Origin of the sequence: Halorubrum sp. Hd13 (assembly GCF_002252755.1) — an archaeon.
GTDB lineage: Archaea > Halobacteriota > Halobacteria > Halobacteriales > Haloferacaceae > Halorubrum.
In genome coordinates, this window is sequence record NZ_NHOY01000082.1 from 17,942 (window position 1) to 37,133 (window position 19,192).

The 19,192-nt window shown below is 72.6% G+C and carries 19 protein-coding genes, 1 tRNA gene and 1 pseudogene; 6 read left to right on the forward strand and 15 right to left on the reverse strand.

Features of this window, described 5'->3' with window-relative positions:
* Window positions 1-44 precede the first annotated feature (44 nt).
* Entirely contained in the window at window positions 45-1,130 is a 1,086-nt protein-coding gene (locus tag DJ81_RS10920) for a PstS family phosphate ABC transporter substrate-binding protein (protein ID WP_094524877.1), read from the reverse strand.
* Between the two features lie 179 nt (window positions 1,131-1,309).
* On the opposite strand from DJ81_RS10920, the gene DJ81_RS10925 reads away from it, so the two are divergent.
* On the forward strand, window positions 1,310-1,639 hold the full coding sequence (locus DJ81_RS10925; RefSeq protein WP_094524878.1) for a hypothetical protein: 330 nt from the start codon (window positions 1,310-1,312) through the stop codon (window positions 1,637-1,639).
* A gap of 13 nt (window positions 1,640-1,652) precedes the next feature.
* Here the strand turns inward: DJ81_RS10925 and DJ81_RS10930 are convergent, their stop codons facing one another.
* From DJ81_RS10930 to DJ81_RS10945, 4 genes are all read right to left on the reverse strand, one after another.
* The gene (locus DJ81_RS10930; protein WP_094589729.1) at window positions 1,653-3,848 is read right to left on the reverse strand and encodes a (Fe-S)-binding protein; all 2,196 of its coding nucleotides are present in this window, start codon (window positions 3,846-3,848) and stop codon (window positions 1,653-1,655) included.
* A gap of 123 nt (window positions 3,849-3,971) precedes the next feature.
* The gene (locus DJ81_RS10935; protein WP_094524880.1) at window positions 3,972-4,685 is read right to left on the reverse strand and encodes an energy-coupling factor transporter transmembrane protein EcfT; all 714 of its coding nucleotides are present in this window, start codon (window positions 4,683-4,685) and stop codon (window positions 3,972-3,974) included.
* Window positions 4,682-5,473, reverse strand: coding sequence for an energy-coupling factor ABC transporter ATP-binding protein (locus tag DJ81_RS10940; RefSeq protein ID WP_094527827.1), 792 nt, complete (start codon window positions 5,471-5,473; stop codon window positions 4,682-4,684). The genes DJ81_RS10935 and DJ81_RS10940 overlap by 4 nt, the downstream gene beginning before the upstream one ends.
* Before the next feature lie 78 nt (window positions 5,474-5,551).
* Window positions 5,552-6,133, reverse strand: coding sequence for a biotin transporter BioY (locus tag DJ81_RS10945; RefSeq protein WP_094524882.1), 582 nt, complete (start codon window positions 6,131-6,133; stop codon window positions 5,552-5,554).
* Window positions 6,134-6,304: 171 nt separating this feature from the next.
* Between DJ81_RS10945 and DJ81_RS10950 the strand changes: the two genes are divergently transcribed.
* Entirely contained in the window at window positions 6,305-6,967 is a 663-nt protein-coding gene (locus tag DJ81_RS10950) for a hypothetical protein (protein WP_094525912.1), read from the forward strand.
* A gap of 435 nt (window positions 6,968-7,402) precedes the next feature.
* Window positions 7,403-8,140 carry a hypothetical protein gene (locus DJ81_RS10955; protein WP_094589731.1) on the forward strand — a complete coding sequence of 246 codons (738 nt, stop codon included), beginning with the start codon at window positions 7,403-7,405 and terminating at the stop codon, window positions 8,138-8,140.
* 15 nt (window positions 8,141-8,155) lie between these two features.
* Here DJ81_RS10955 and DJ81_RS10960 read toward each other — a convergent pair whose 3' ends face one another.
* Entirely contained in the window at window positions 8,156-8,644 is a 489-nt protein-coding gene (locus tag DJ81_RS10960; protein WP_094589733.1) for a cupin domain-containing protein, read from the reverse strand.
* A gap of 312 nt (window positions 8,645-8,956) precedes the next feature.
* Here DJ81_RS10960 and DJ81_RS10965 point away from each other — a divergent pair, with 312 nt between their 5' ends.
* A complete protein-coding gene (locus tag DJ81_RS10965) occupies window positions 8,957-10,525 on the forward strand; it encodes a (R)-citramalate synthase (RefSeq protein WP_170938300.1) in 1,569 nt (522 codons plus the stop codon).
* 32 nt (window positions 10,526-10,557) lie between these two features.
* Here DJ81_RS10965 and DJ81_RS10970 read toward each other — a convergent pair whose 3' ends face one another.
* Entirely contained in the window at window positions 10,558-12,204 is a 1,647-nt protein-coding gene (locus DJ81_RS10970) for an alpha-amylase family protein (RefSeq protein WP_094523893.1), read from the reverse strand.
* A gap of 147 nt (window positions 12,205-12,351) precedes the next feature.
* On the opposite strand from DJ81_RS10970, the gene DJ81_RS10975 reads away from it, so the two are divergent.
* On the forward strand, window positions 12,352-12,663 hold the full coding sequence (locus DJ81_RS10975) for a hypothetical protein (RefSeq protein ID WP_094523894.1): 312 nt from the start codon (window positions 12,352-12,354) through the stop codon (window positions 12,661-12,663).
* 34 nt (window positions 12,664-12,697) lie between these two features.
* On the opposite strand, the pseudogene DJ81_RS10980 reads toward DJ81_RS10975, so the two are convergent.
* Both DJ81_RS10980 and DJ81_RS10985 read right to left on the reverse strand, forming a co-directional pair.
* Window positions 12,698-13,059: pseudogene (locus DJ81_RS10980) on the reverse strand (group 1 truncated hemoglobin).
* 115 nt (window positions 13,060-13,174) lie between these two features.
* A tRNA-Ser gene (locus DJ81_RS10985) sits at window positions 13,175-13,259 on the reverse strand.
* Between the two features lie 131 nt (window positions 13,260-13,390).
* Between DJ81_RS10985 and DJ81_RS10990 the strand changes: the two genes are divergently transcribed.
* Window positions 13,391-14,353, forward strand: coding sequence for a MoxR family ATPase (locus DJ81_RS10990; protein ID WP_094589735.1), 963 nt, complete (start codon window positions 13,391-13,393; stop codon window positions 14,351-14,353).
* A gap of 26 nt (window positions 14,354-14,379) precedes the next feature.
* Here DJ81_RS10990 and pyrE read toward each other — a convergent pair whose 3' ends face one another.
* The 6 genes from pyrE to DJ81_RS11020 form a co-directional block, all read right to left on the reverse strand.
* Window positions 14,380-14,928 carry an orotate phosphoribosyltransferase gene (pyrE, locus tag DJ81_RS10995; protein WP_094523897.1) on the reverse strand — a complete coding sequence of 183 codons (549 nt, stop codon included), beginning with the start codon at window positions 14,926-14,928 and terminating at the stop codon, window positions 14,380-14,382.
* A 93-nt stretch (window positions 14,929-15,021) separates the two neighbouring features.
* Window positions 15,022-15,987, reverse strand: coding sequence for a bifunctional 2-dehydro-3-deoxygluconokinase/2-dehydro-3-deoxygalactonokinase (gene kdgK1 / locus DJ81_RS11000; protein WP_170938302.1), 966 nt, complete (start codon window positions 15,985-15,987; stop codon window positions 15,022-15,024).
* A 146-nt stretch (window positions 15,988-16,133) separates the two neighbouring features.
* The gene (locus tag DJ81_RS11005) at window positions 16,134-16,679 is read right to left on the reverse strand and encodes a hypothetical protein (protein ID WP_176451159.1); all 546 of its coding nucleotides are present in this window, start codon (window positions 16,677-16,679) and stop codon (window positions 16,134-16,136) included.
* 36 nt (window positions 16,680-16,715) lie between these two features.
* On the reverse strand, window positions 16,716-18,131 hold the full coding sequence (locus DJ81_RS11010) for a DUF58 domain-containing protein (protein WP_094589737.1): 1,416 nt from the start codon (window positions 18,129-18,131) through the stop codon (window positions 16,716-16,718).
* Entirely contained in the window at window positions 18,128-18,718 is a 591-nt protein-coding gene (locus tag DJ81_RS11015) for a hypothetical protein (RefSeq protein WP_094589739.1), read from the reverse strand. Before DJ81_RS11015 ends, DJ81_RS11010 begins: the two co-directional genes overlap by 4 nt.
* Window positions 18,718-19,192: DUF4129 domain-containing protein (locus DJ81_RS11020; RefSeq protein WP_141212576.1), on the reverse strand; the 475-nt coding region annotated here is incomplete at its 5' end. The genes DJ81_RS11020 and DJ81_RS11015, both read right to left, overlap by 1 nt.

Here is a 19,192-nt window from a genome sequence, read left to right on the forward strand (position 1 = left end):
TCGAACGCTGTCGTAAATCAATACACCGGTTCATGACGCGGGTTTCAGCCCTGCGCCTGCTCGATCGCGTCTTCGAGTTTCTGCATCTGTTCTTCCTGCGTCTCCTCGGTCGCGGGGACGTACCCGACGTCGCCGGCGACGAGCTCTTCGTTGGTCGTCTGGCTAACGAAGTAGCGGGCGAACTCCGCGACGTGCTCCTTGCCGAGCGCCTCCATCGACGGGTACGTGAACAGCGGCCGCGAGAGCGGCTGGTACTCGCCGGAGGACGCGGTCTCGAGGCTCGGCTTGACCGGACCGTCGCCGTTGTCGATGGCGACCGGCGTGATCTGGTCCTGGTTCTGGAACCAGTACGCGAAGCCGAAGTAGCCGATCCCGTACCGGGTGCCCTCGACCCCCGCTGCGATCGTGTTGTCCTGCTCGGTCGCCTGGTAGTCATCGGTGTGGCCGTCCTCGCCCATGACGTTCTCGATGAAGTAATCGTACGTCCCCGAGGTGTCGGCGGCGCCGAACCGCTCGATCTCCTCGTCGGGCCACTCGTCGCGCACGTCGCTCCACATCTCGGCGGCGTCGGACTGCCAGATCTGCGAAAGCTCGTCGACGGTCATCTCCGTCGCCCAGTCGTTCTCGTTGTTGATCACGACGGTGAGCGCGTCGGTCGCGGCGATCAGCTCGACCCACTCGACGCCGTTCTCCTCGCACAGCTCCTGTTCTTCCTCTTTGATCGGCCGGCTCGCGTTGTTGAAATCGGTCTCGCCGACGCAGAAGAAGTTCGCGAATCCGCCGCCCGAGCCCGTCGAGCTGATGTCGATCGAAACCTCCGGGTTGTCCTCGGCGAAGTCCTCGGCGACTGCGCTCATCAGCGGGAAGACGGTCGAGGAACCGGCGATGTTGATCGAGCCCGACAGGGTGTCCGAGCCGTCCGAACCGTCGGAGCCGTCCGAACCGTCGGAGCCGTCCGAACCGTCGGAGCCGTCCGAACCGTCGGAGCCGTCCGAACCGTCTCCGGAGCCTCCGTCGCCCCCTTCGGTTTCGGTACATCCCGCGAGCGCCAGCGCTCCCGCCCCGGCGAGCGCCGCAAGCGATTTCCGCCGCGTGATGCCGTTTGCGTCCGCATCGTGCCTTGATGCCATCATCTGATCGAGAACGTCGTCGACATAAATAGTATGCTATGAGGAGTACTGTCCGGAGGGTACTGGTAGGGTGAACTATATACGCTATATAGATCGAAATCGATCCGCTCTCGCGGCGGTCGGAGCTCCACTGCCCATCAGGGCGTATTTTTATGCCCCTCCGTGCGAAGACCGGGACGATGACCCCTCCGACGAACGGGGACCGGATCCGACTTTCGCTCTCCCGCGAGGAGGCGTGGGTCGCGCACGCCGCCCTGCTCGACGCGGGCGCGGCCGCGGTCGACGCCGGCGACGACGCCCCCGCGCAGTGCCGCCCGATCCGGCGCATCGAACGGGACCGCGCGCTCGCCTCCGAGGGCGCCGAGCTCCTCCGCGACGCGCTGATCGACTACCTCGGCGACGCGCCCGTGCGCGACCGCGCCCCGGGGCGGGCGGTGTTGCGGCGGGTCGACGACGCGGTCGAGTCCCGGCCGCGATCGAGCCCGCGGGACGGCGGCCGCGGCGCCTGACGGGTTTCGCTTTTCACTTCGGCCCGGACTCCACCGCCTCGATCAGCAGCTCCGCGACGTCGACGATCTCCACGTCGTCCTCGAAGTCGCCCGTCTTCCTGCCGTCCTCGAACATCGTCGTGCACATCGGACAGGCGACGACGAACTTCTCGATCGCGCCGCCCGCGTCGGTGTCTTCGACCGCCTCGCGGAGCCGCTCCTCGCTCGGCTTCACATCCTCGTCGTGTTCGGTCCAGAGCCCGCCCCCGCCGCCGCCGCAGCAGAACGAGTCGCTCCGCGAGCGTGGCATCTCGTAGAGGTCGGCGCCGGTCGCGCGGATCAGCTCGCGGGGCGCCTCGTACTCGTCGTTGTACCGGCCGAGGTGGCAGGGGTCGTGGTAGGTGACGGTGTAGCCGAGCTCGTCGCCCGCGAGGCCGAGCCGCCCCTCGTCGACCAGCTCCTCCACCACCTGCGTCCAGTGACGCACGTCGACCGCGCCGTCGGCGTTCCACGGCTCCTCGCGGTCGAACGGCATCATCGGGTCGTCGGCGAACTCGGCGAAGTCGACCTCGGGGTACTCGTTTTTGATCGTGTTGTACGAGTGCGGGTCCGTGCAGACGATCGAGTCGAACTCGCAGTCGACGAACGTCTCGACGTGGTGACCCGCCAGTTCGAGGTAGAGGAACTCCTCGCCGATCCGGCGCACGTCGTTGCCGTCGTTCTTCTCGTCGTCGAAGAGGATGCCGAACTCGACGCCGGCCTCGTCGAACAGCCGGGCGAGCGCGCGGGCGACCTTCTTGTTCCGGTCGTCGAAGCTCGGGTAGTCGCCGACGTACCAGAGGTACTCCACCTCGCGTTCGCGGGCGTCCGGGACCTCGACGTCCTCCAGTTCGTCCGCCCAGTCGCCGCGGGCCGACTGCGACTCGCCGAAGGTGTTCCCCTTCTGCATCACGTCTTGGAACACGTCTTGGAGGTTCGAGTCCACGGCCCCCTCGTCGACGAGCTGGCGATTCATCTTGGTGAACGAGGTGAGGTGTTCGATGTCGACCGGGCAGGCGTCCATGCAGGCCATACAGGACATGCAGGACTCCATCGACTCGCTGTCGATCACGCCGCCCTCGTCGGCGACGATGGGGACGGTGCCGCCGTCGTTGACGGCGGCGGAACCGGCCACGCCGCCGTCGGTCGCGACCGACCCGCCGCCGCCCGCCCCCGCGACCGGGTCGTCCGTCACCGACTCGCGGTACGCCTTCAGGTCGAGGATCACGTCCCGCGGGTCCAGGTTCCGACCGACCGCGTCGGCCGGACAGGCGTCGGTACACCGGCCGCACTTCGTGCAGGCGTCGCCGTCCATCAGCTCCTTCCAGGTGAAGTCCTCGATCGACTCCGCGTTGGTGTGATCGAGGTCCGCGGGGACGTTCGGGAGCCGCGCCCCCGCCCTCTCGTCGCGGGCGACGACGTTCGCGAACGAGGAGATCATGTGGAACGGCTTCGCGTACGGGATCCACGCGATGAACGCGAACGCCAGCAGCGAGTGGCTCCACCAGACGACGCCGTAGATCGCCTCGGCGCCCGCGGGCGTCAGCCCGACCCACTGGAATCCGGCGGCCATCGCCATCCCGATGAAGCTCACCGTCTCGTCGGCCCGCGCCGGCTGGCCGACGATGCCCAGCGCCTGCACGACGAAGCCGCCGACGCCGAGCAGGAAGAGGGTCCAGACGAACGCGTCGTCCTCGAACGAGGTGTGTTTCCCCCACAGCCGCCCGTCGCGCTCGCTGTAGCGCCGGTACATGGCCATGCCGACGCCGACGACGAACAGCAGGCCGAACGCGTCGACGACGAACTGGTAGGCGAGGTAGAAGTCGCCCACCCAGAACGACTCGCCCGCGATCGGGCGGTAGACGTCGATGTCGAACCCGAGGATCGTCGTCGCGACGAGCAGAGTGAGGAAGCCCCACAGCACGAACGCGTGCATCACGCCGGTGTACGCGTCCCCGTCGAACTGGTTCTCGTTCGAGAGCACGGTCCGGGTCGCGGAGACGATCCGCGACGGGAGGTCCGACAGCCGTTCGCGGGGGTCCGCGCTCCCGCGGGCGTACGCCGCGAACCGGGCGTACACGCCGTACAGGAACACCAGGATCGCGACCGCGGCGAGCCAGTAGAACGCGGCTTTCCCCACCGGGCCGATCGTCCAGAACGTCTCCCGGGTGGCCGCCTGCAGCGGAGTCATGATCGATCAGGCGGATACGGTCCGGTTAAAACTTGCCACACCGCGGGGCCGGGGGGCCAATTGGACGCGGTCGGAGTGCGCCGCTCCGGCCTCGAACCGCGGTCTGAATGCGTCGTTCCGGACTCAGAGCGCGCCGACCAGCGCGGCCGCGAACAGGGCGCAGGCGACCGCCAGCGCGACCGCGTCCGCCCGGCCGAACGCCAGCCGCGGGAGCGTCGGATTCCACGCGAAACACCGGGCCGCGAGGGCGGTCCCCAGCCGGTCGGCGCGGCCGAACGCGCGGTTGATCCCGGCGGCGGCGACGATCCGCATCCGGTCGCGGACGGCCAGCTCGTCGCCGAGGCGCGCCCGCATCGCGTCGCGCGCGGTCAGCAGGTCGCGTTTCAGGACCGGGAGGAACCGGAACACGAGCGCGACGCCCGCCGCCAGCAGCTGCCCGGGCCTGCCGGGGACCGTGTGCTGGATCGCCGCCCGGGAGTCCCGGACCGGCGTCGACCGGACGTAGGCGGCGGCGATGAAAAGCACGAGCAGGACCCGGTAGCTCGCCAGTCCCGTGTCGACCGCGCGGCCGATCCGGAACCAGGGGGCGCCGAGCGTCGCGCCCGCGACGACCGGGGCGACGAGGAGGAACGGGAGCGCGAACCGATACGCCCACAGGTCGCGGGGGCCGCCCCCCGCGAGCCGCAGGCAGCCGACGGCGACGACCGACAGCGCCGCGAGGCCGCGCGGCGTCGTGTGCGCGAAGGCCGCGGCCGCGAACCCGAGTTGCACGAGCAGCTTCGACCGGGGGTCCAGCCGGTGTGCGAGCGCGTCGTCCGGGACGTACGCGAGGGTCACCGGCCGGTATCGACCGCGCGGTCGGTCGCCCCGCGGTCACCGCTCTCGCCGGCCTCGGCCGCCGGGACGCGCACGTCGAGCCCGGGGAGCGCCGCGGCCGCCTCCGCCGGCGGCGCGTCGACCGCGACCCGCCCGTCGGCCAGCCCGACCACGCGGTCGGCGATCCCGAACACGTCCCGCAGGTCGTGGGTGACGACGACGACGCCGGTCCCCGCCCGGCGGAGCGCGCGGAGCCGGTCGACGACCGACCGCCTCGCGGGCTCGTCGAGGCCCGTGAACGGCTCGTCGAGTACGAGGTGGTCCGGCTCCATCGCCAGCGCGCCGGCGATCGCGACGCGCTCGCGCTCGCCGCCCGACAGCGACGCGATCCGGTCGTCCTCGCGCCCGGCCATGTTGACGGCGTCGAGCGCGTCGCTCACCCGGCGGTCGATCTCGGCGTGCGACAGCCCGAGGTTCTCCGGGCCGAAGGCGACGTCGCCGCCGACGGTCGCCGCGACCAGCTGGTCGCGGGGGTCCTGGAACACCATCCCGACCGCGGTCCGGGCCGCGACGAGGTCGTCCGCGACCGGGGTCCCGTTGACGGCGACCCGGCCGGCGTCCGGCTCGACGAGCCCGTTGAACGTTCGGACCAGCGTCGTCTTCCCGGAGCCGTTCGCGCCCGCGACGATCAGGAACTCGCCGTCGGGGACCGCGAGGGAGACGTCGTCGACGGCGGTGACGCCGGCCGCGTCGCTCCCGCCGGAGCCCGCACCGCCGTACCGGCAGGTGACGCCGTCGACGTCGATCACGGCGTCACCTCTGAGTCGCTCACGGCGTCACCTCTGAGTCGCTCACGGCGTCACCTCTGAGTCGCTCACGGCGTCACCTCACTCGGCCGCGATCGCGTCCGAGCGGACGATCCCGATCGCGGCGGCGATCTTCGCGCCCTCCGCCGGGAGGAACACGACGGCTCCCTGGACGGTCGCCTCGACGAGGGTGAGCTCCAGGTTCAGGTAGAGGCCGACGACGCCCATCGCGTAGATGACGACCGTCCCGGCGGTCATCGCGCCCACGAGGACCGGGACGGAGACGGCGTCGAGGTCGCGGAGGTCGCCGCCGCGGTGGACGATCGCGCCGACGAGCGCGGCCGCGATCGGGTACGACCAGAGGTAGCCGGCGGTCCCGCCCACGAGCTCCACGAAGCCCGCGGAGCCGCCCTGGAACACCGGCGCGCCGAGCGCGCCCGCCGCGAGGTATAAGACGAGCGACGCGGCCCCCCACACCGGACCGAGGAAGATCCCGGCGAGGAAGACGCCGAGCACTTGGAGCGTCACCGAGACGGGTGACACCGGGTTCGGGAACGACACGTACGCGAACGCGCCGACGAGCGCGGCGAACAGCGCCGCGCGGGCGAGGTTCGTCGCGACCTCGTCGCCGACGAGATCCACCGACTCCGTGTTGGTTGCCATGTCTCCGCCACGCTCGTAAACCGACTTGAATATACTGGTTGACGACGACGGCGGTTCGTCGGGCTCCCGGCGTGCCCCGCGCGTTCACGCCCGCAATCCGGTAGTACCGCGTTCGAGGCGTCCGAAATCTGACGCGAGGCTTTTCTACCGGGAGCGCGTACCTGCGAGTCCATGGACGAGAAGACCGCCGAGCTCCGCGACATCTTCGTCGAGACCACCGGGTCCGACACGGTCACCGAGCGGCAGGCGGAGTCCCCCGGGACCCTCACCGACCGAGACGAGGCCGCCGTCGCCGAGCGCGTCCGCGAGCTGGTCGCCGCGATGCGCGAGCGGTACGACTTCTCGACGGACCTCGACGACGCGACCTACGCCCGGATCGCGCGCGGGCACTTCGAACTGGACGACGACGCCGCGATCGCGGCCGCGCTCGCCGAGGGCGACGCTGCCGAAAGCGACGCCGTCGACGCGTCCGAACCGGTCGACGTCGACCCCGAAACCGTCCGAGACGCCCGCTTCGACCTCCACCTCGTGCGCGACGCCGACCGCGAGGTCGACGACGCCTCGTTCGACTACGCGGACCTGAAGTCGCTCACCGCCGAAGGCCGCTCCATCGTCGACTGCGCGGCGGCGCTCGGCGCCGACCCCGACCCCGTCGCGAAGTACGCGCGCGTCGCCCGCGTCGACCTCACTGCCACGCGGGCGAACGACCGCTTCCGCGACGAGCTCCGCGACCTCCTCACTGACGCCGAGATCGAAGGCAACCACGCCGAGACCGCCCGCGAGGACGGGCTGAAAGAGGCGACCGAGGATATCGAGACGGACGTCTCTTTATAAATATCCGCTCGTTGCGGGCGATACCCCACTCCGACGCTTTTCGAGGCTCGCACACCGTTCACGCGTACTTATCAATCCCCGAATACGATACGGCGCGCCGGGTCGCGCCCGCTGGGCGCGACCCGCCCGCGAGGGAGGCGGCGGGCCGGCGCGGCCTGCCCGCGCCGGGCCGTCCGCCGAGGCTGGGGAGGCGTGAGGTGCGGTTGCGGTGCGGTCCGGGTGGGACTCAAAGGAGCAGCCGCGAAGACGAAGCCTGACGACGCAAGGACCGCAAGGAGCGAGCAACGCGAGCGACTGAGGACCGCGGCGAGTCACGCGAGTCTTCGCGGCTGGGGCTTTGGCAGTGTTTACTATCGTTTTGCAATCAATCGCTTATAAACGAGCGGCCGGAAACTCGAACGTTGTCACGGCAGTACCGACGACATCCATTTATAAATGATCGATCGCGACCTCGCACTCTTTATCAATCGAACCGCGCCCACCCACCTCGTGACCCCCTTCAGCGACGTGGCCCGCGCGGCCTACTGCCCGCGACAGCTCTACTACGCCCGCCGCGAGGACGACCGGACGGTTCCGGCGGACGCCCGCGCCCGGATCGACCTCGCCTTCCGGTACCCGGCGCTCGCCGACGCGCCGGACGCGACGCTCCGACGGCTTCCGATCCGGCGCTCGCCGGCCGCGTACCGCCGGAACCTCGACCGGCTCCGCGAGCGCGACGACTACGACCGCCTCATCGATCCCGAACGCGAGCGCGCTTTCGTCTCCGGGAAGGACTGTCACGGAACGGTGCACAAGGTGCTCGCCGGCGGGGGCGGCCGTCCCGACTCGTCCGACCCCGCCGACGCCCCTCTCCCGACGGTCGTCTCGCCGGGCGAGCCCCCCGAAAACGGCGTCTGGGAGCCGCAGTCGGTCAGGGCGGTCGCCGTCGCGAAGGCGGTCGCGTGGGAGCGCGAGCGCGAGGTGCCGCGCGCGCTGGTCGAGTACCCGACCGTCGGCGCCGTGCGCGAGGTCCGACTCACCACCCGCAGGAAGGCCGCCTACCGCCGGGCGCTCCGGGCCGCCCGCGCGGTCGACGGCCCGCCGTCGCGCGTCGACGACGACCGCTGTTCGGCCTGCGACTACCGCGAGGAGTGCGGCGTCGGTCGCCGGTCGTTCCGGTCGCTGCTGGGATGAGGCAGCCGCCGGCCCCTACGGCGAAAACGACGCGCCGCACTCGCTGCACGTGAACCGGAACCGGCCCTCGTCGGTCAGCTCCGTCGCGTGCGGGAGTTCCTCGCCGCAGGTCCGGCACTCGATCAGCGACTCGATCTGCTCCCAGTCGTGCCGGGCGCCGGGCGCGCCCACCGCCCACGCGACCACCTCCTCGTCGGCGTCCTCGCGGACGAACCCGGACTGGAACTCCCCGGGCGCGAACCGGATCAGCTCGCCGGCCCCGACGTCGACGCGCTCGCACTCCCGGCCCACTTCGAAGGTGGCGGTGCCGGAGCGGACGTAGAACAGCTCCTCTTGGTCGCCGTGCGCGTGGAGTCCGCCGGAGAGGGCGTCGCCGGGCGCGAGCTCGAAGTAGTTCATCGCGACGTGTTCGGTGCCGAGGGCCCGAGAGACCGGTTTGCGCACGTCGTGGACGTCCATCGGGTTCGTGACGACGTCGACGTCGTCGATCGCGACTCGTTTCACGCGGGCCCGCTCTCGACCCGCGCGTGTAATCCTGCCGCCCTTGGCGCGCGTGACCACGTCGGCGGATCCTCGACGAACCACCGATCTCGCCGACGATCCGTTGGTCATTCCTGTCGCGACCCGTCCGTTTATACGTGTGTGACGCGTCGGCACGGACACGAATGACACGAGACGATCGTGGTCGTTCGGAGGATAGAGGAAGTCGCCTCCCGGCGGCTGGCCGCGAAATTCTCCGGCGATAACGACTCCGGGGCACGACCGCCCCGCGGCGGCACCGACCCCGAACCCACCGCAGAGCCGACGGACTTCCTTTTGACCCGAACACCACTCACCGAACTCGACGAGGTACAGCTGTTAGACACCACCCTGCGCGACGGCGAGCAGATGCCCGGCGTCTCGCTGACGCCGGCCGAGAAGGTCGACGTCGCCCGCGAGCTCGACGCCGCGGGGATGCACCTGATCGAGGCCGGCTCGGCGTGCACCTCCGAGGGCGAGCGCGAGGCGATCCGCCGGGTCGCCGACGAGGGGTTCGACGCGACCGTGACGAGCTTCGCCCGCGGCGTGAAGCGGGACGTCGACCACGCGCTCGACTGCGGCGTCGACGGGATCAACCTCGTCGTCCCCGCCTCGGACAAGCACGTCGAGACGAAGGTCGGGTCGACCCGCGAGGCGGTGGTCGAGACGACGGTCGAGCTCGTCGAGTACGCCAAAGACCACGGCCTCTGGGTCGAGGTGCTCGGCGAAGACGGCTCCCGCGCCGACCTCGACTACCTCGAACGCCTGCTCGGCGCCGGCCTCGACGCGGGCGCCGACCGGATCTGCTACTGCGACACCGTCGGCGCGGCCGACCCGGAGCGCACCGCCGAGGTCGTCTCCCGGCTCGCCGACCTCGGCCCGACGAGCCTCCACACCCACGACGACCTCGGCCTCGGCGTGGCGAACGTCCACGCGGGGCTGACGGCCGGCGCCGACACCGTCCACGGCACCGTGATGGGCGTCGGCGAGCGCGCCGGCAACGTCGCCCTCGAAGAGGTCGCCGTCGCGCTCGCCCGATCGTACGACGTCGCCACGGTCGAGTTAGAGCGGCTCTACCGGCTCTGCCGGACCGTCTCGGAGGCGACCGGCGTCGCGCTCCCGCCGAACAAGGCGGTCTGCGGCGCCAACGCCTTCGCCCACGAGTCGGGGATTCATACCGACGGCACGCTCAAGGACGGGACGATGTACGAGCCGTACCCGCCGGAGACGGTGGGCCGCGAGCGCCGGCTCGTCCTCGGTAAACACGCCGGCCGCGCGGGCGTCAAGGCCGCGCTCGCCGAGCACGACGTCGCGGTCGACGCCGACGAGCTGAGCGAGGTCGTGAGCCGCGTGAAGGAGCTCGGGGACCGCGGGAAGCGCGTCACCGACGCCGACCTGCTCGCGATCACGGAGGACGTGCAGGGCCGCGAGCGCGACCGCCGCGTCGAGCTCGTCGACCTCTCGGCCACCTCCGGCGGGAACCTCCCCACGGCGTCGGTCCGGCTCCGCGTCGGCGACGAGCAGCGCGTCGCCTCCGGCACGGGCGCCGGTCCGGTCGACGCGGGCCTCGAAGCCGTGCGGGCCGCGCTGGCGGGCGACGGCGACGGCGCCGAGAGCGACGGCACCGGCGGCGTCTCCTTCGACCTGGACTCCTACCACGTCGACGCGATCACGGGCGGCACCGACGCGGTCGTCACCGTCGAGGTCGACCTCTCGCGCGGCGACCGCTCCGTCTCGGTCTCCTCGACCGACGCCGACATCACCCGCGCCAGCGTCGTCGCGATGGTCGACGGGCTCGACCGCCTGCTCTCGGCCGCCGCCGAGGACGGCTCGGTCCCGGACGTCGCCTCGCTCGCGGACGACTGAGCGAAGGAATCCCCGACCCGCCGTCGCCGCCCTCAGCGCTTCTCGCCGCGCAGCCACGCGTAGTCGCAGGCGTCGAGCTCGACCGTGACGCCCCCCTCCGCGACGTGGTGCTCGCCGTCGCCGACGACGTGCTCGACGGTGTCCGGGTCGACGTCGAACCCGACGACCTCCTCGCGGTACCCGTCCGCGAGGTTGTGCGCGCAGAGGAGGACGGTTCCGTCGTGTTCGAACCGGTGGACGCGCGTCTCCTTGTGGTCCGTCTCGAGCGCGCGGTAGTCGCCGCGGGCGATCTCCGGACAGGCGTCGCGGGCCGCCACGAGCGCCTCGACCCGCGAGAGCAGCGAGTCGGGGTCGCCGCGCTGGGCGGCGACGTTCACGCGGTCGTAGGCGGACGGCCCCTCGTCGACCGCGGGGTTGTAACACTCCTCGGGGGCGGCCGTCGAGAAGCCGCCGTTCGGGGAGTCGTCCCACTGCATCGGCGTGCGGACGGCCTCGCGCTCGGGCAGGGAGAGGTCCGCGCCCATCCCGATCTCGTCGCCGGACTGGAGCGCGACGGAGCCGGGCAGCGAGAAGAGCAGGCTGTGGGCGACGGCGATCCGACCGGGGTCGCCGTCGTACAGGTCGGCCAGCCGGAGCCGGTGGCCGCGCTCGAAGATCCACGAGTCGCCGTCGTCGTCGCCGAAGTACCCGCGGGCGTGCTCGAACGCCTCCTCCGGCAGCTTCAGCAGGTTCCACTCGTCGTGGTTCCGCAGGAAGTTCACCCAGGTGCCGACGCCGGAGACGTCGGGGAGGACCTCCTCGGCGCGCTGTAGCGGCCAGGTGTCCTTGACGCCGACCGCGTACGTGAGGTGCGCGTTCATCACGAAGTTGAACTGGAGGTGGAACGCCTCGCCGTCGCCGAAGTAGTAGTCGAGGTGTTCCGGCTCGTCGTCGGCCTCGGCCAGCAGCACCGCGTCGGACTGCTCCGCCTCGACGACCCGGCGCATCTCCTTGAACAGCTCGATGGGGTCGCCGAGGTCGGTCTCGTCGAGGGTGGTCGCGTCGTGGCCCTTCGGCATCAGCATCGGGTGGGCGGCGTCGATCCGGAAGCCGTCGGCGCCCCGGTCGAGCCAGAAGCGGAGCACGTCGTACAGCTCCTCGCGGACCGCGGGGTTCGCGACGTTGAGATCGGGCTGGTGGCCGTAGAACTGGTGGAAGTAGTGTTTGTCCGCGACCTCGTCGTACGACCAGACGCCGTCCTCGTACTCCGGGAAGATGTTCCCGCGCTGGTGGGCGTCCGCCAGGTGGCTCGTCCACAGGTAGTAGTCGTGGTACTCCGACTCGGGGTCCTCGCGCGCCCGTCGGAACCACTCGTGTTCGTTCGAGGTGTGGTTGAAGACGAGGTCGGTGATCACGCGGATCCCGCGCTCGTGCGCCCGGTCGGCGAACTCACGGAAGTCGGCGAGGCTCCCGAGCCGGTCGTCGACGCCGTAGTAGTCGGCGACGTCGTAGCCGTTGTCGCGGAGCGGGCTCGGGTAGAACGGTCGGATCCAGAGCGCGTCGACCCCGAGCTCGTCGAGGTAGTCGAGCCGCTCGATCGCCCCGCGGAAGTCCCCCCAGCCGTCGCCGTCGCCGTCGTTGAACGTCTTGACGTCCAGCGAGTAGATCGTCGCGTCCTCGTACCAGTCCGGCTCGCTCATGCGCACGGGTACGGAATCGGGGGTCTGGTTTCTTGCGGTTCGTTCGCACCCGCTCCGCGAGGCGCTTTCGCCGCCGCTCGCGTCGCTCCGCTCCGCGACCGGGGGCGTCTGACGAGGTTTTTAAGCGACGACGCCCCAACGTCGCCCGTGAGCGTCGTCGTCGCGGTGAAGCCCTCGGCGCGCAAGCGGAACGCGAAGGTCGGGCGGCTCGTCTTCGAGGACGGTCCCCGCCACGCGTTCGAGAGCCGCGCGGCCGCGGAGCGGTGGGCGGCCGACCTCTCGACGGGCGACGGCCACGTCTGGGTCGCGAGCGCGCACCCCCGCGACGACGACGCGGTCGACTGCTACCTCGTCTCGCGGGCGACCAACGCGAAGCTGGAAGCGGCCTACGACAAGCGGCGACGGCGGCTGCGGGGCGACTCCGGATCCGAACAGGAGTCGCTGGGCGGGCAGCCGTAGGCGACGGGCGCGGTCGGTGGCTTTCCCCTCCGCGTCACGCCTCGACGATGTCCTCTCTGAACGCCTCGACCGCCTCCAGTACCGCCTCGCGGTCCGCGTCGTCGACGTCGAACTCGCGGAGCGCGGCGTCGAGGTGGGCCGCGTCGCGTCGAACTCCGCGTCCGTGACGCCGAGCCCTCCGTGGGCCGTCTCCATGTCGTCGCCCCCGTACTCGATCGGGCCGCCGGTGACCGCGCTCAGGAACTTCGTCTGGTGGGAGCGCTGATCGGCCATCTCCACGTCGTCGAAGTGGTGCGCCACCCGCTCGTCGGCCAGCACTCGGTCGTAGAACTCGTTGACGACCGCGCCGATCGCCGGCCCGCCGCCGAGCCGGTCGTACAGCGTCGCGTCCGGCATACGATTCCGTCGCCTCGACGAGGGATGGCTCTTTCCCCGCCGCGGCGCTCGGTGACCGCTCATGGGATCCCTTCGACCGCGGCCGCGTCGCTGGGCGGAGCGGGTGAGAGAGAAGCGCCGAGGCGGAGATTTGAACTCCGGTGTCCGAATGGACAGTAGATTTCGAATCTACCGCCTTGGCCAGGCTAGGCTACCTCGGCTCACTTGGCGGTTGGCCGGTTCCGCTGTTATGCGTTTCGATCGCCGATGCCGACCTCGGGAGCGGCCTCGACGCGTCGCCGAGGCGACCGCCGCCGGCAACGCTTTTCGGCGCGGCCCCCGTGCGCCCGGTATGGACGTCCCCGAAGCGGCGGCGGCCTGCTCGCGCGTCGTCGACGAGGTCGGCGGCGCGGTCGTCGCCGACCGCGAGTTCCTCGACCGCGTCACGCTCGGGATCCTCGCCCGCGGCCACGTCCTCTTGGAGGACGTGCCCGGCACCGGGAAGACCCTCTCGGCGCGCTCGTTCGCGACCGCGCTCGGCCTGGAGTTCTCCCGGGTGCAGTTCACGCCCGACCTCCTCCCGTCCGACGTCACCGGGACGAACGTGTTCGACGAGCGCGACGGCTCCTTCGCCTTTTCGCCCGGCCCGGTCTTCGCCAACGTCGTGCTCGCCGACGAGATCAACCGCGCGCCGCCGAAGACGCAGGCCGCGCTGCTGGAGGCGATGGAGGAGGGCCAGGTGACCGTCGACGGCGACACCCACGTCCTGCCCGACCCCTTCTACGTCATCGCGACGCAGAACCCCGTCGAGAGCGAGGGCGCGTTCCCGCTGCCGGAGGCCCAGCTCGACCGGTTCGCGATCAAGACCTCGATCGGCTACCCCGACGACGACGGCGAGGTTGAGCTCCTCCGCCGCCGCGCGGGTCGCGCCGAGCAGGCGCCGACGGTCGACCGCGTCCTCGACGCCGACGCCGTCTCGGCGCTCCGCGAGGTGCCCGAGACGGTGCGCGTCGAGGACGACCTGCTCGGGTACATGGCCGCGCTCGTCCGCGCGACGCGCGAGGACCGCCGCGTCGACGTGGGCGTCTCGCCCCGTGGCACCCAGCGGCTGTTCGAGACCGCCCGCGCCGCCGCGGTCGTCGCCGGCCGCGAGTTCGTCACCCCCGACGACGTGAAGCGCGTCGCGGAGCCGACGCTCGCGCACCGGCTCGTGCTCACCCCCGACGCCGCCGTCAACGACGTCGACAAGCGCGACGTGATCGTCGACGCCCTCGACCGCGTCGCGGTGCCGACGGTCGAGGCGCCCGAGGCCTGACGCCGGTTTGAAAAGCGGTCTGCGAGCTACTCCGCGTCCCGCTCCGCCAGCAGCTCCGTCGCCGTCAACAGCGACTCCAGCTCCACGTCGTGGTCGGCGAGCAGCTCCGCGGCCCCCTCCTCGCGGTCGACGACGACGAGCACGCGGTCCACCGTCGCGCCCGCCTCGCGCAGCGCCTCGACGGCGTCCACCGCGGACTGCCCAGTCGTGGCGATGTCCTCCAACACGACGACCTCCTCGCCCTCGTCGAGCCGGCCCTCGATGCGGTTGCCGGTGCCGTACTCCTTCGCCGACTTGCGCGCGATGACGTACGGGCGCCCCAGCTCGGCGGCCGTGACGGCCACGAGCGGGACCGCGCCGAGCGCGACCCCCGCGAGCTTCGCGTCCGTGTCGGCGAGCCGAGCCGCGAACGCCTCGCTCACGAGCGTCAGCGCGTCCGGGTCGGTCTCGAACAGGTACTTGTCGACGTAGTAGTCGCTGGTGCCGCCGTGCGAGAGCTCGAACTCGCCGAATCGGACGGCGTCGGCCGCCCGCAGCGCGGCGATGAGCTCGCTCCGTCGCTCGTCGTCGGTCATACCCTGACGGGGCGGGCCGGCGACCATAAACGGGTCGGAACGCGGGCGACGGCCGGAACGGAGACGCCGGCCGGATCGGAGCCCGATCGGTCGCTAGCGGTCGATGCCGCTGCCGCCGTCGACGACGTCGGCCACGTCATCGGGCGTGATCACGGCGAGGTCGCCGTCGACGGTGCGCTTCAGGGCGGCGGCCGCGGCGGCCCACTCCAGTCCGTCCGCGACGTCGCCGCCGTCGAGCCGGTTGGCGAGGTACCCCGCGACGAACGCGTCGCCGGTGCCGATCGCGTCGAACGTCTCCGCGTCGAAGACGCTCTGCTCGTACACCGCGCCGTCCCGCAGGGCCACCGCGCCCTCGCTCCCCCGCGTGACGACGACCGTGTCGAAGCCGAACTCGGAGGCGAGCCCGTGGGCGATCTCGACGGCGTCGCCCTCGCGGCCCAGCACCTCGCGGGCGTCGCGCCGCGGGACGAACAGCGTGTCGACGTGCGCGAACAGCTCCTCGTACGCCGCCCGGGCCGTCTCGGGGTCCCAGAGCTTCGCCCGGTAGTTCAGGTCGAACGAGCGGGTCGCCCCGCCCTCCCCCGCGGCGCGGAGCAGCGCGGTCGTCGTCTCCGCGGCCCGCTCGGAGAGCGCCGGGGTGATCCCGGTCGTGTGGAACCGCTCGGCCGACTCCAGCGCGGCGGTCGGGAGCTCGTCGGGCTCGACCGTCGTGATCGCGGCGTCGGCCCGGTCGTAGATCACGCTCGTCCCGCGGGGCTCGCCGCCGTGTTCGAGGTAGTACGTCCCGACGCGGCTCGACTCGGGGTCGGCCCACGCGACGCCGGTCCGGACGCCGTGGCTCCGGAGCTCGCTCACGACGCGGCGGCCGAGCGGCGACTCCGGGAGCTTGGAGAGCCAGACGGCGTCCGCGCCGAGCCGCGCCGCGCCGACCGCGACGTTGCTCTCCGCGCCGCCCGCCTGTACGCCGAGGGTCCGGGCGGTCTCCAGCCGGTCGCCGCGCGGCGGCGAGAGCCGGAGCATCGTCTCGCCGAACGTCACGAGGTCCGTCACGCCGACCACCCGACGCGTCCCGCCGTCGCCGCTGTCGTCGCCGCCGACGCCGCGGCCGTCGCGGTCGCTGCAGTGCGCATACCGGAGCGTCGGCGGGGGAGTACAAAAGGGCAAGCGATCGCCGCCGGCCCGACCGCCCGCCGTCTCGGACCACCTCACCGGAGCGCGGACGCCAGCACCACCGCCCCGAACAGGAGCAGCGCGAGGGCCGCGACAGGCTGCGACCCGGCGGCGGCGAGGTAGACGCCGTAGACGACGCCGACCGAGAGCGCGCCGACGAGCAGTGTCGTCCCGGCGTGGACGGCGACGTTCCGCCGGGTCCGGGCCTCGCGGCCGACCTGTGCGCCGACTGAGAGCCCGTGGTCCGCGGCGTCCCACGCGACCGCGAGCGCGACGCCGCCGACGAGCAGCGCCTCGACGCCTCCGCCCCGATACCCCGCGACCGCGAGCCCGACGGTTCCGACCCCGGCCGCCCACGAGAGGAGCCGGTGCGACCGCCGGAACGACCCGGCGACGAGTCCGACCGTCGCGGCGCCGAGGAGGGCGCCCCCGAGCGGCGCGGCGAGGAACCCCGCGAGGCTCGCGACCGCGGCCGCGACGAGGGCGACGACGACGGCGAGCGTCGGGGGGCGGGCGTCGCGCTCGGGTCGGTCGGTCGGTGCGTTCGCGCCGCCGTCGGCGGGGGAGCCGTCGGCGCTCACGGCGACCACCCGGCGCTCACGGCGACCACCCGGCGCTCACGGCGACCACCTGTTCGTCGCTCGCGCGACCGCGACGGGGAACGACTCCCCGTCCCACTCGACCGCGCGGATCCCAGCCGAGCGGAGCTCCCGAAGCCGCTCGCGGCGCTCGAATCCCACGAGCCGCTCGCCGGGGGTCTCGCCGGCCGTGACGTCCGGCGAGAGGGCGGTGACGAGGTGGCCGTGCGCGTCGATCCGGCGCGCGATCGACGCGGCCGCGTCGTCGACGAGCGGGGTGAAGAAGAGCACCTGCGCGTCGGCCGGGAGCCGCCGCCGGAACCGGCGGAGCCACAGCGACCGGTAGAACCGGTCCCCGCTCGGGGTCGGGGCCAGCGCGGGATCGGTCGCCAGCGTGTCGCGGCCCCGCGCGGCGTGCGCCGAGCCGGCGCCCGGCGCGAGCCAGCAGTCGACGGGGCCGAGCGCCGCGATTCCGACGCGGTCGCCGCCGTCGAGGAGCGCGCGGAACGCCTGCCCGGCGGCGCCGACGCTCGCCTCCACCGCCGTCTCCGCCGCCGGCTCGGGCGCGGCGTACGCGGACTCCCGCGCGTCGATCAGGAGGACGACCGTAGCGGCGCGCTCCTCGCGGAGCTCCACGGTCGCCAGCTCCCCCGTCCGCGCCCGGCGGTTCCAGTCGACCCGCTTGAGCGGGTCGCCGCGGCGGTACTCGCGAGTGGCGTGGAACTCCACGCCCGCCCCGCCGACGTCGGTCGGCATCCGGCCGTGGTACCGCGTCGTCAGCCCCCGGAGCGGGAGGTCGCCGCCGGCGGCCAGCTCCGGGGTACAGACGACCCGCGCGGGGTCGGCCGGCTCGATCGCGGTCGTCCGCTCGCGCGATCCGGAGGGGTTGCGCGTGATCGCCGTGACCGCCTCCCACTCGTGCTCGCCGCGGGTCGCGCGGACCGCGTACTCGAACGCGGCCGCCGATCCCGGGCGGAGCGCGGTCGCGATCCGCGCGGGACCGTCGACGACCTCCAGCGCCGGCGGAACCCCGTCGACGAGCCGGAGGTCGGCGACGGGGGCGTCGCCGGCGTTGCGCGCCCGGACCGCGACGGTCACCTCGTCGCCGGGCTCGGGGGTCGCGTCGCTCACCGTCCGGGTGACGTCGAGCGTCGCGGCCGGCGCCTCGCCGACGCTGGCGTAGAGGGCGTAGCCGACCCCGACCGCGCCGAGGAGCACCAGCCCCGGCCGCCGGGCGATGACGCCGACGCCGACCAGCGCGAGCGCCGCACCGCGGATCCCGTCCCACCGCCCCGTCTCGACCCCGCGGCGGGTCACGCGTTCGGTCGTCGCGGGCCCGTCGTCGCTTCCCTCGCCGTCCCCCCCTCCCTCGTCGTCGCTTCCCTCGTCGTCGCTCTCCTCGCTATCCGCCGCCCCTCCGGCGTCGACCGCCGACGACCGGCGACCCCGGCTCATCGGTCGGCCTCCGGCGTCGCCTCCGCGCCGCCGGCGCCTCTTTCTCCCTCCGCCCGGCGGATCGCGTCGACGACGGCCCGGAGGCCGAACTCGTAGCGCGAGCGCCCGGTGACCATCGCCCGCAGCCGGACCCGGACCGGGTACGACGACGAGCGCGCGAGGAACGCGGCGGCGGTCGCGTCGCCGGTCCAGTCGCCGGTCTCGACGAGGCGCTCGGCCGCCTCGACCGAGACGTTTCGCTCGCGGGCGACGGTCGCGACCGCCAGCTCTCGGACCCGTTCGCGGACCTGTCGACGCGCTCGGTGTCCGCCGCGCGCGGGACCGGTCGCCCGCTCGATCCGCTCGTCGAGGTCGGCGCCGGGCACCGCGGCCGGCGCCCGCCGCTCCGGGTCGCCGGGGGCGGCCGCCTCGCGTCGCCGCCTCCGTCTGGCGTTCGCGTACCTGAGCCCCTGGACCACGCCGAGCGCGCCGATCAGCGTGACCACGGTCTCGGAGGGGTCCAGCGCGCTCGCGACCCCGCGGTCGACGGCGGCGACGAAGCCGACCGCGACCGCCGCCACGCCGAGGGCGACGAGGGGCCGGACCACTACTCCGCACCCCCGTGGCGCTCCTCGATCCGCCGGAGGGCCTCGGCGGCCCGGCGCTCGCGCTCCTCGGTCGCCTCCTCGCCCCCGTACCGCACCCGCTCGAAGACGGCGGTGAGGTCTCCGACCGGCTCCGCGTCGACGCCGGCGTCGACGGCCGCGGCCGCGAACTCGGCGGGCGTCGAGGAGGCGGGCCGGTCCACGTCGAGGGCCTCGGTCATGTCGCGCCACGCGCGGTACACCCCGTTGTCGGCGTCCGACCGCTCGATCCGGTCGGCCGCCGCGCCCGCGGTCCGCCCGACCTCGCGGAGGTCCGGGTCGGTCTGGTCCGGCTCCTCGCGCTCGCCGTGCTCCTCGCCGTCCGCCGGCTCGTCGTCGCCGCCGGCGCCGAGGAGCACGGCGACGCTCGCGACGAGCGCCGCGACCACGACCAGGGCGAACAGGAGCTCCGGCGCCGAGGCGGCCCCCTCGCCGCCG

Coding starts and splice junctions, on each gene's coding strand:
- DJ81_RS10920 (WP_094524877.1), bottom strand. CDS start 1,130: ATGGCATCAAGGCACGATGCGGACGCAAACGGCATCACGCGGCGGAAA.
- DJ81_RS10925 (WP_094524878.1), top strand. CDS start 1,310: ATGACCCCTCCGACGAACGGGGACCGGATCCGACTTTCGCTCTCCCGC.
- DJ81_RS10930 (WP_094589729.1), bottom strand. CDS start 3,848: ATGACTCCGCTGCAGGCGGCCACCCGGGAGACGTTCTGGACGATCGGC.
- DJ81_RS10945 (WP_094524882.1), bottom strand. CDS start 6,133: ATGGCAACCAACACGGAGTCGGTGGATCTCGTCGGCGACGAGGTCGCG.
- DJ81_RS10950 (WP_094525912.1), top strand. CDS start 6,305: ATGGACGAGAAGACCGCCGAGCTCCGCGACATCTTCGTCGAGACCACC.
- DJ81_RS10955 (WP_094589731.1), top strand. CDS start 7,403: ATGATCGATCGCGACCTCGCACTCTTTATCAATCGAACCGCGCCCACC.
- DJ81_RS10970 (WP_094523893.1), bottom strand. CDS start 12,204: ATGAGCGAGCCGGACTGGTACGAGGACGCGACGATCTACTCGCTGGAC.
- DJ81_RS10990 (WP_094589735.1), top strand. CDS start 13,391: ATGGACGTCCCCGAAGCGGCGGCGGCCTGCTCGCGCGTCGTCGACGAG.
- pyrE (WP_094523897.1), bottom strand. CDS start 14,928: ATGACCGACGACGAGCGACGGAGCGAGCTCATCGCCGCGCTGCGGGCG.
- DJ81_RS11010 (WP_094589737.1), bottom strand. CDS start 18,131: ATGAGCCGGGGTCGCCGGTCGTCGGCGGTCGACGCCGGAGGGGCGGCG.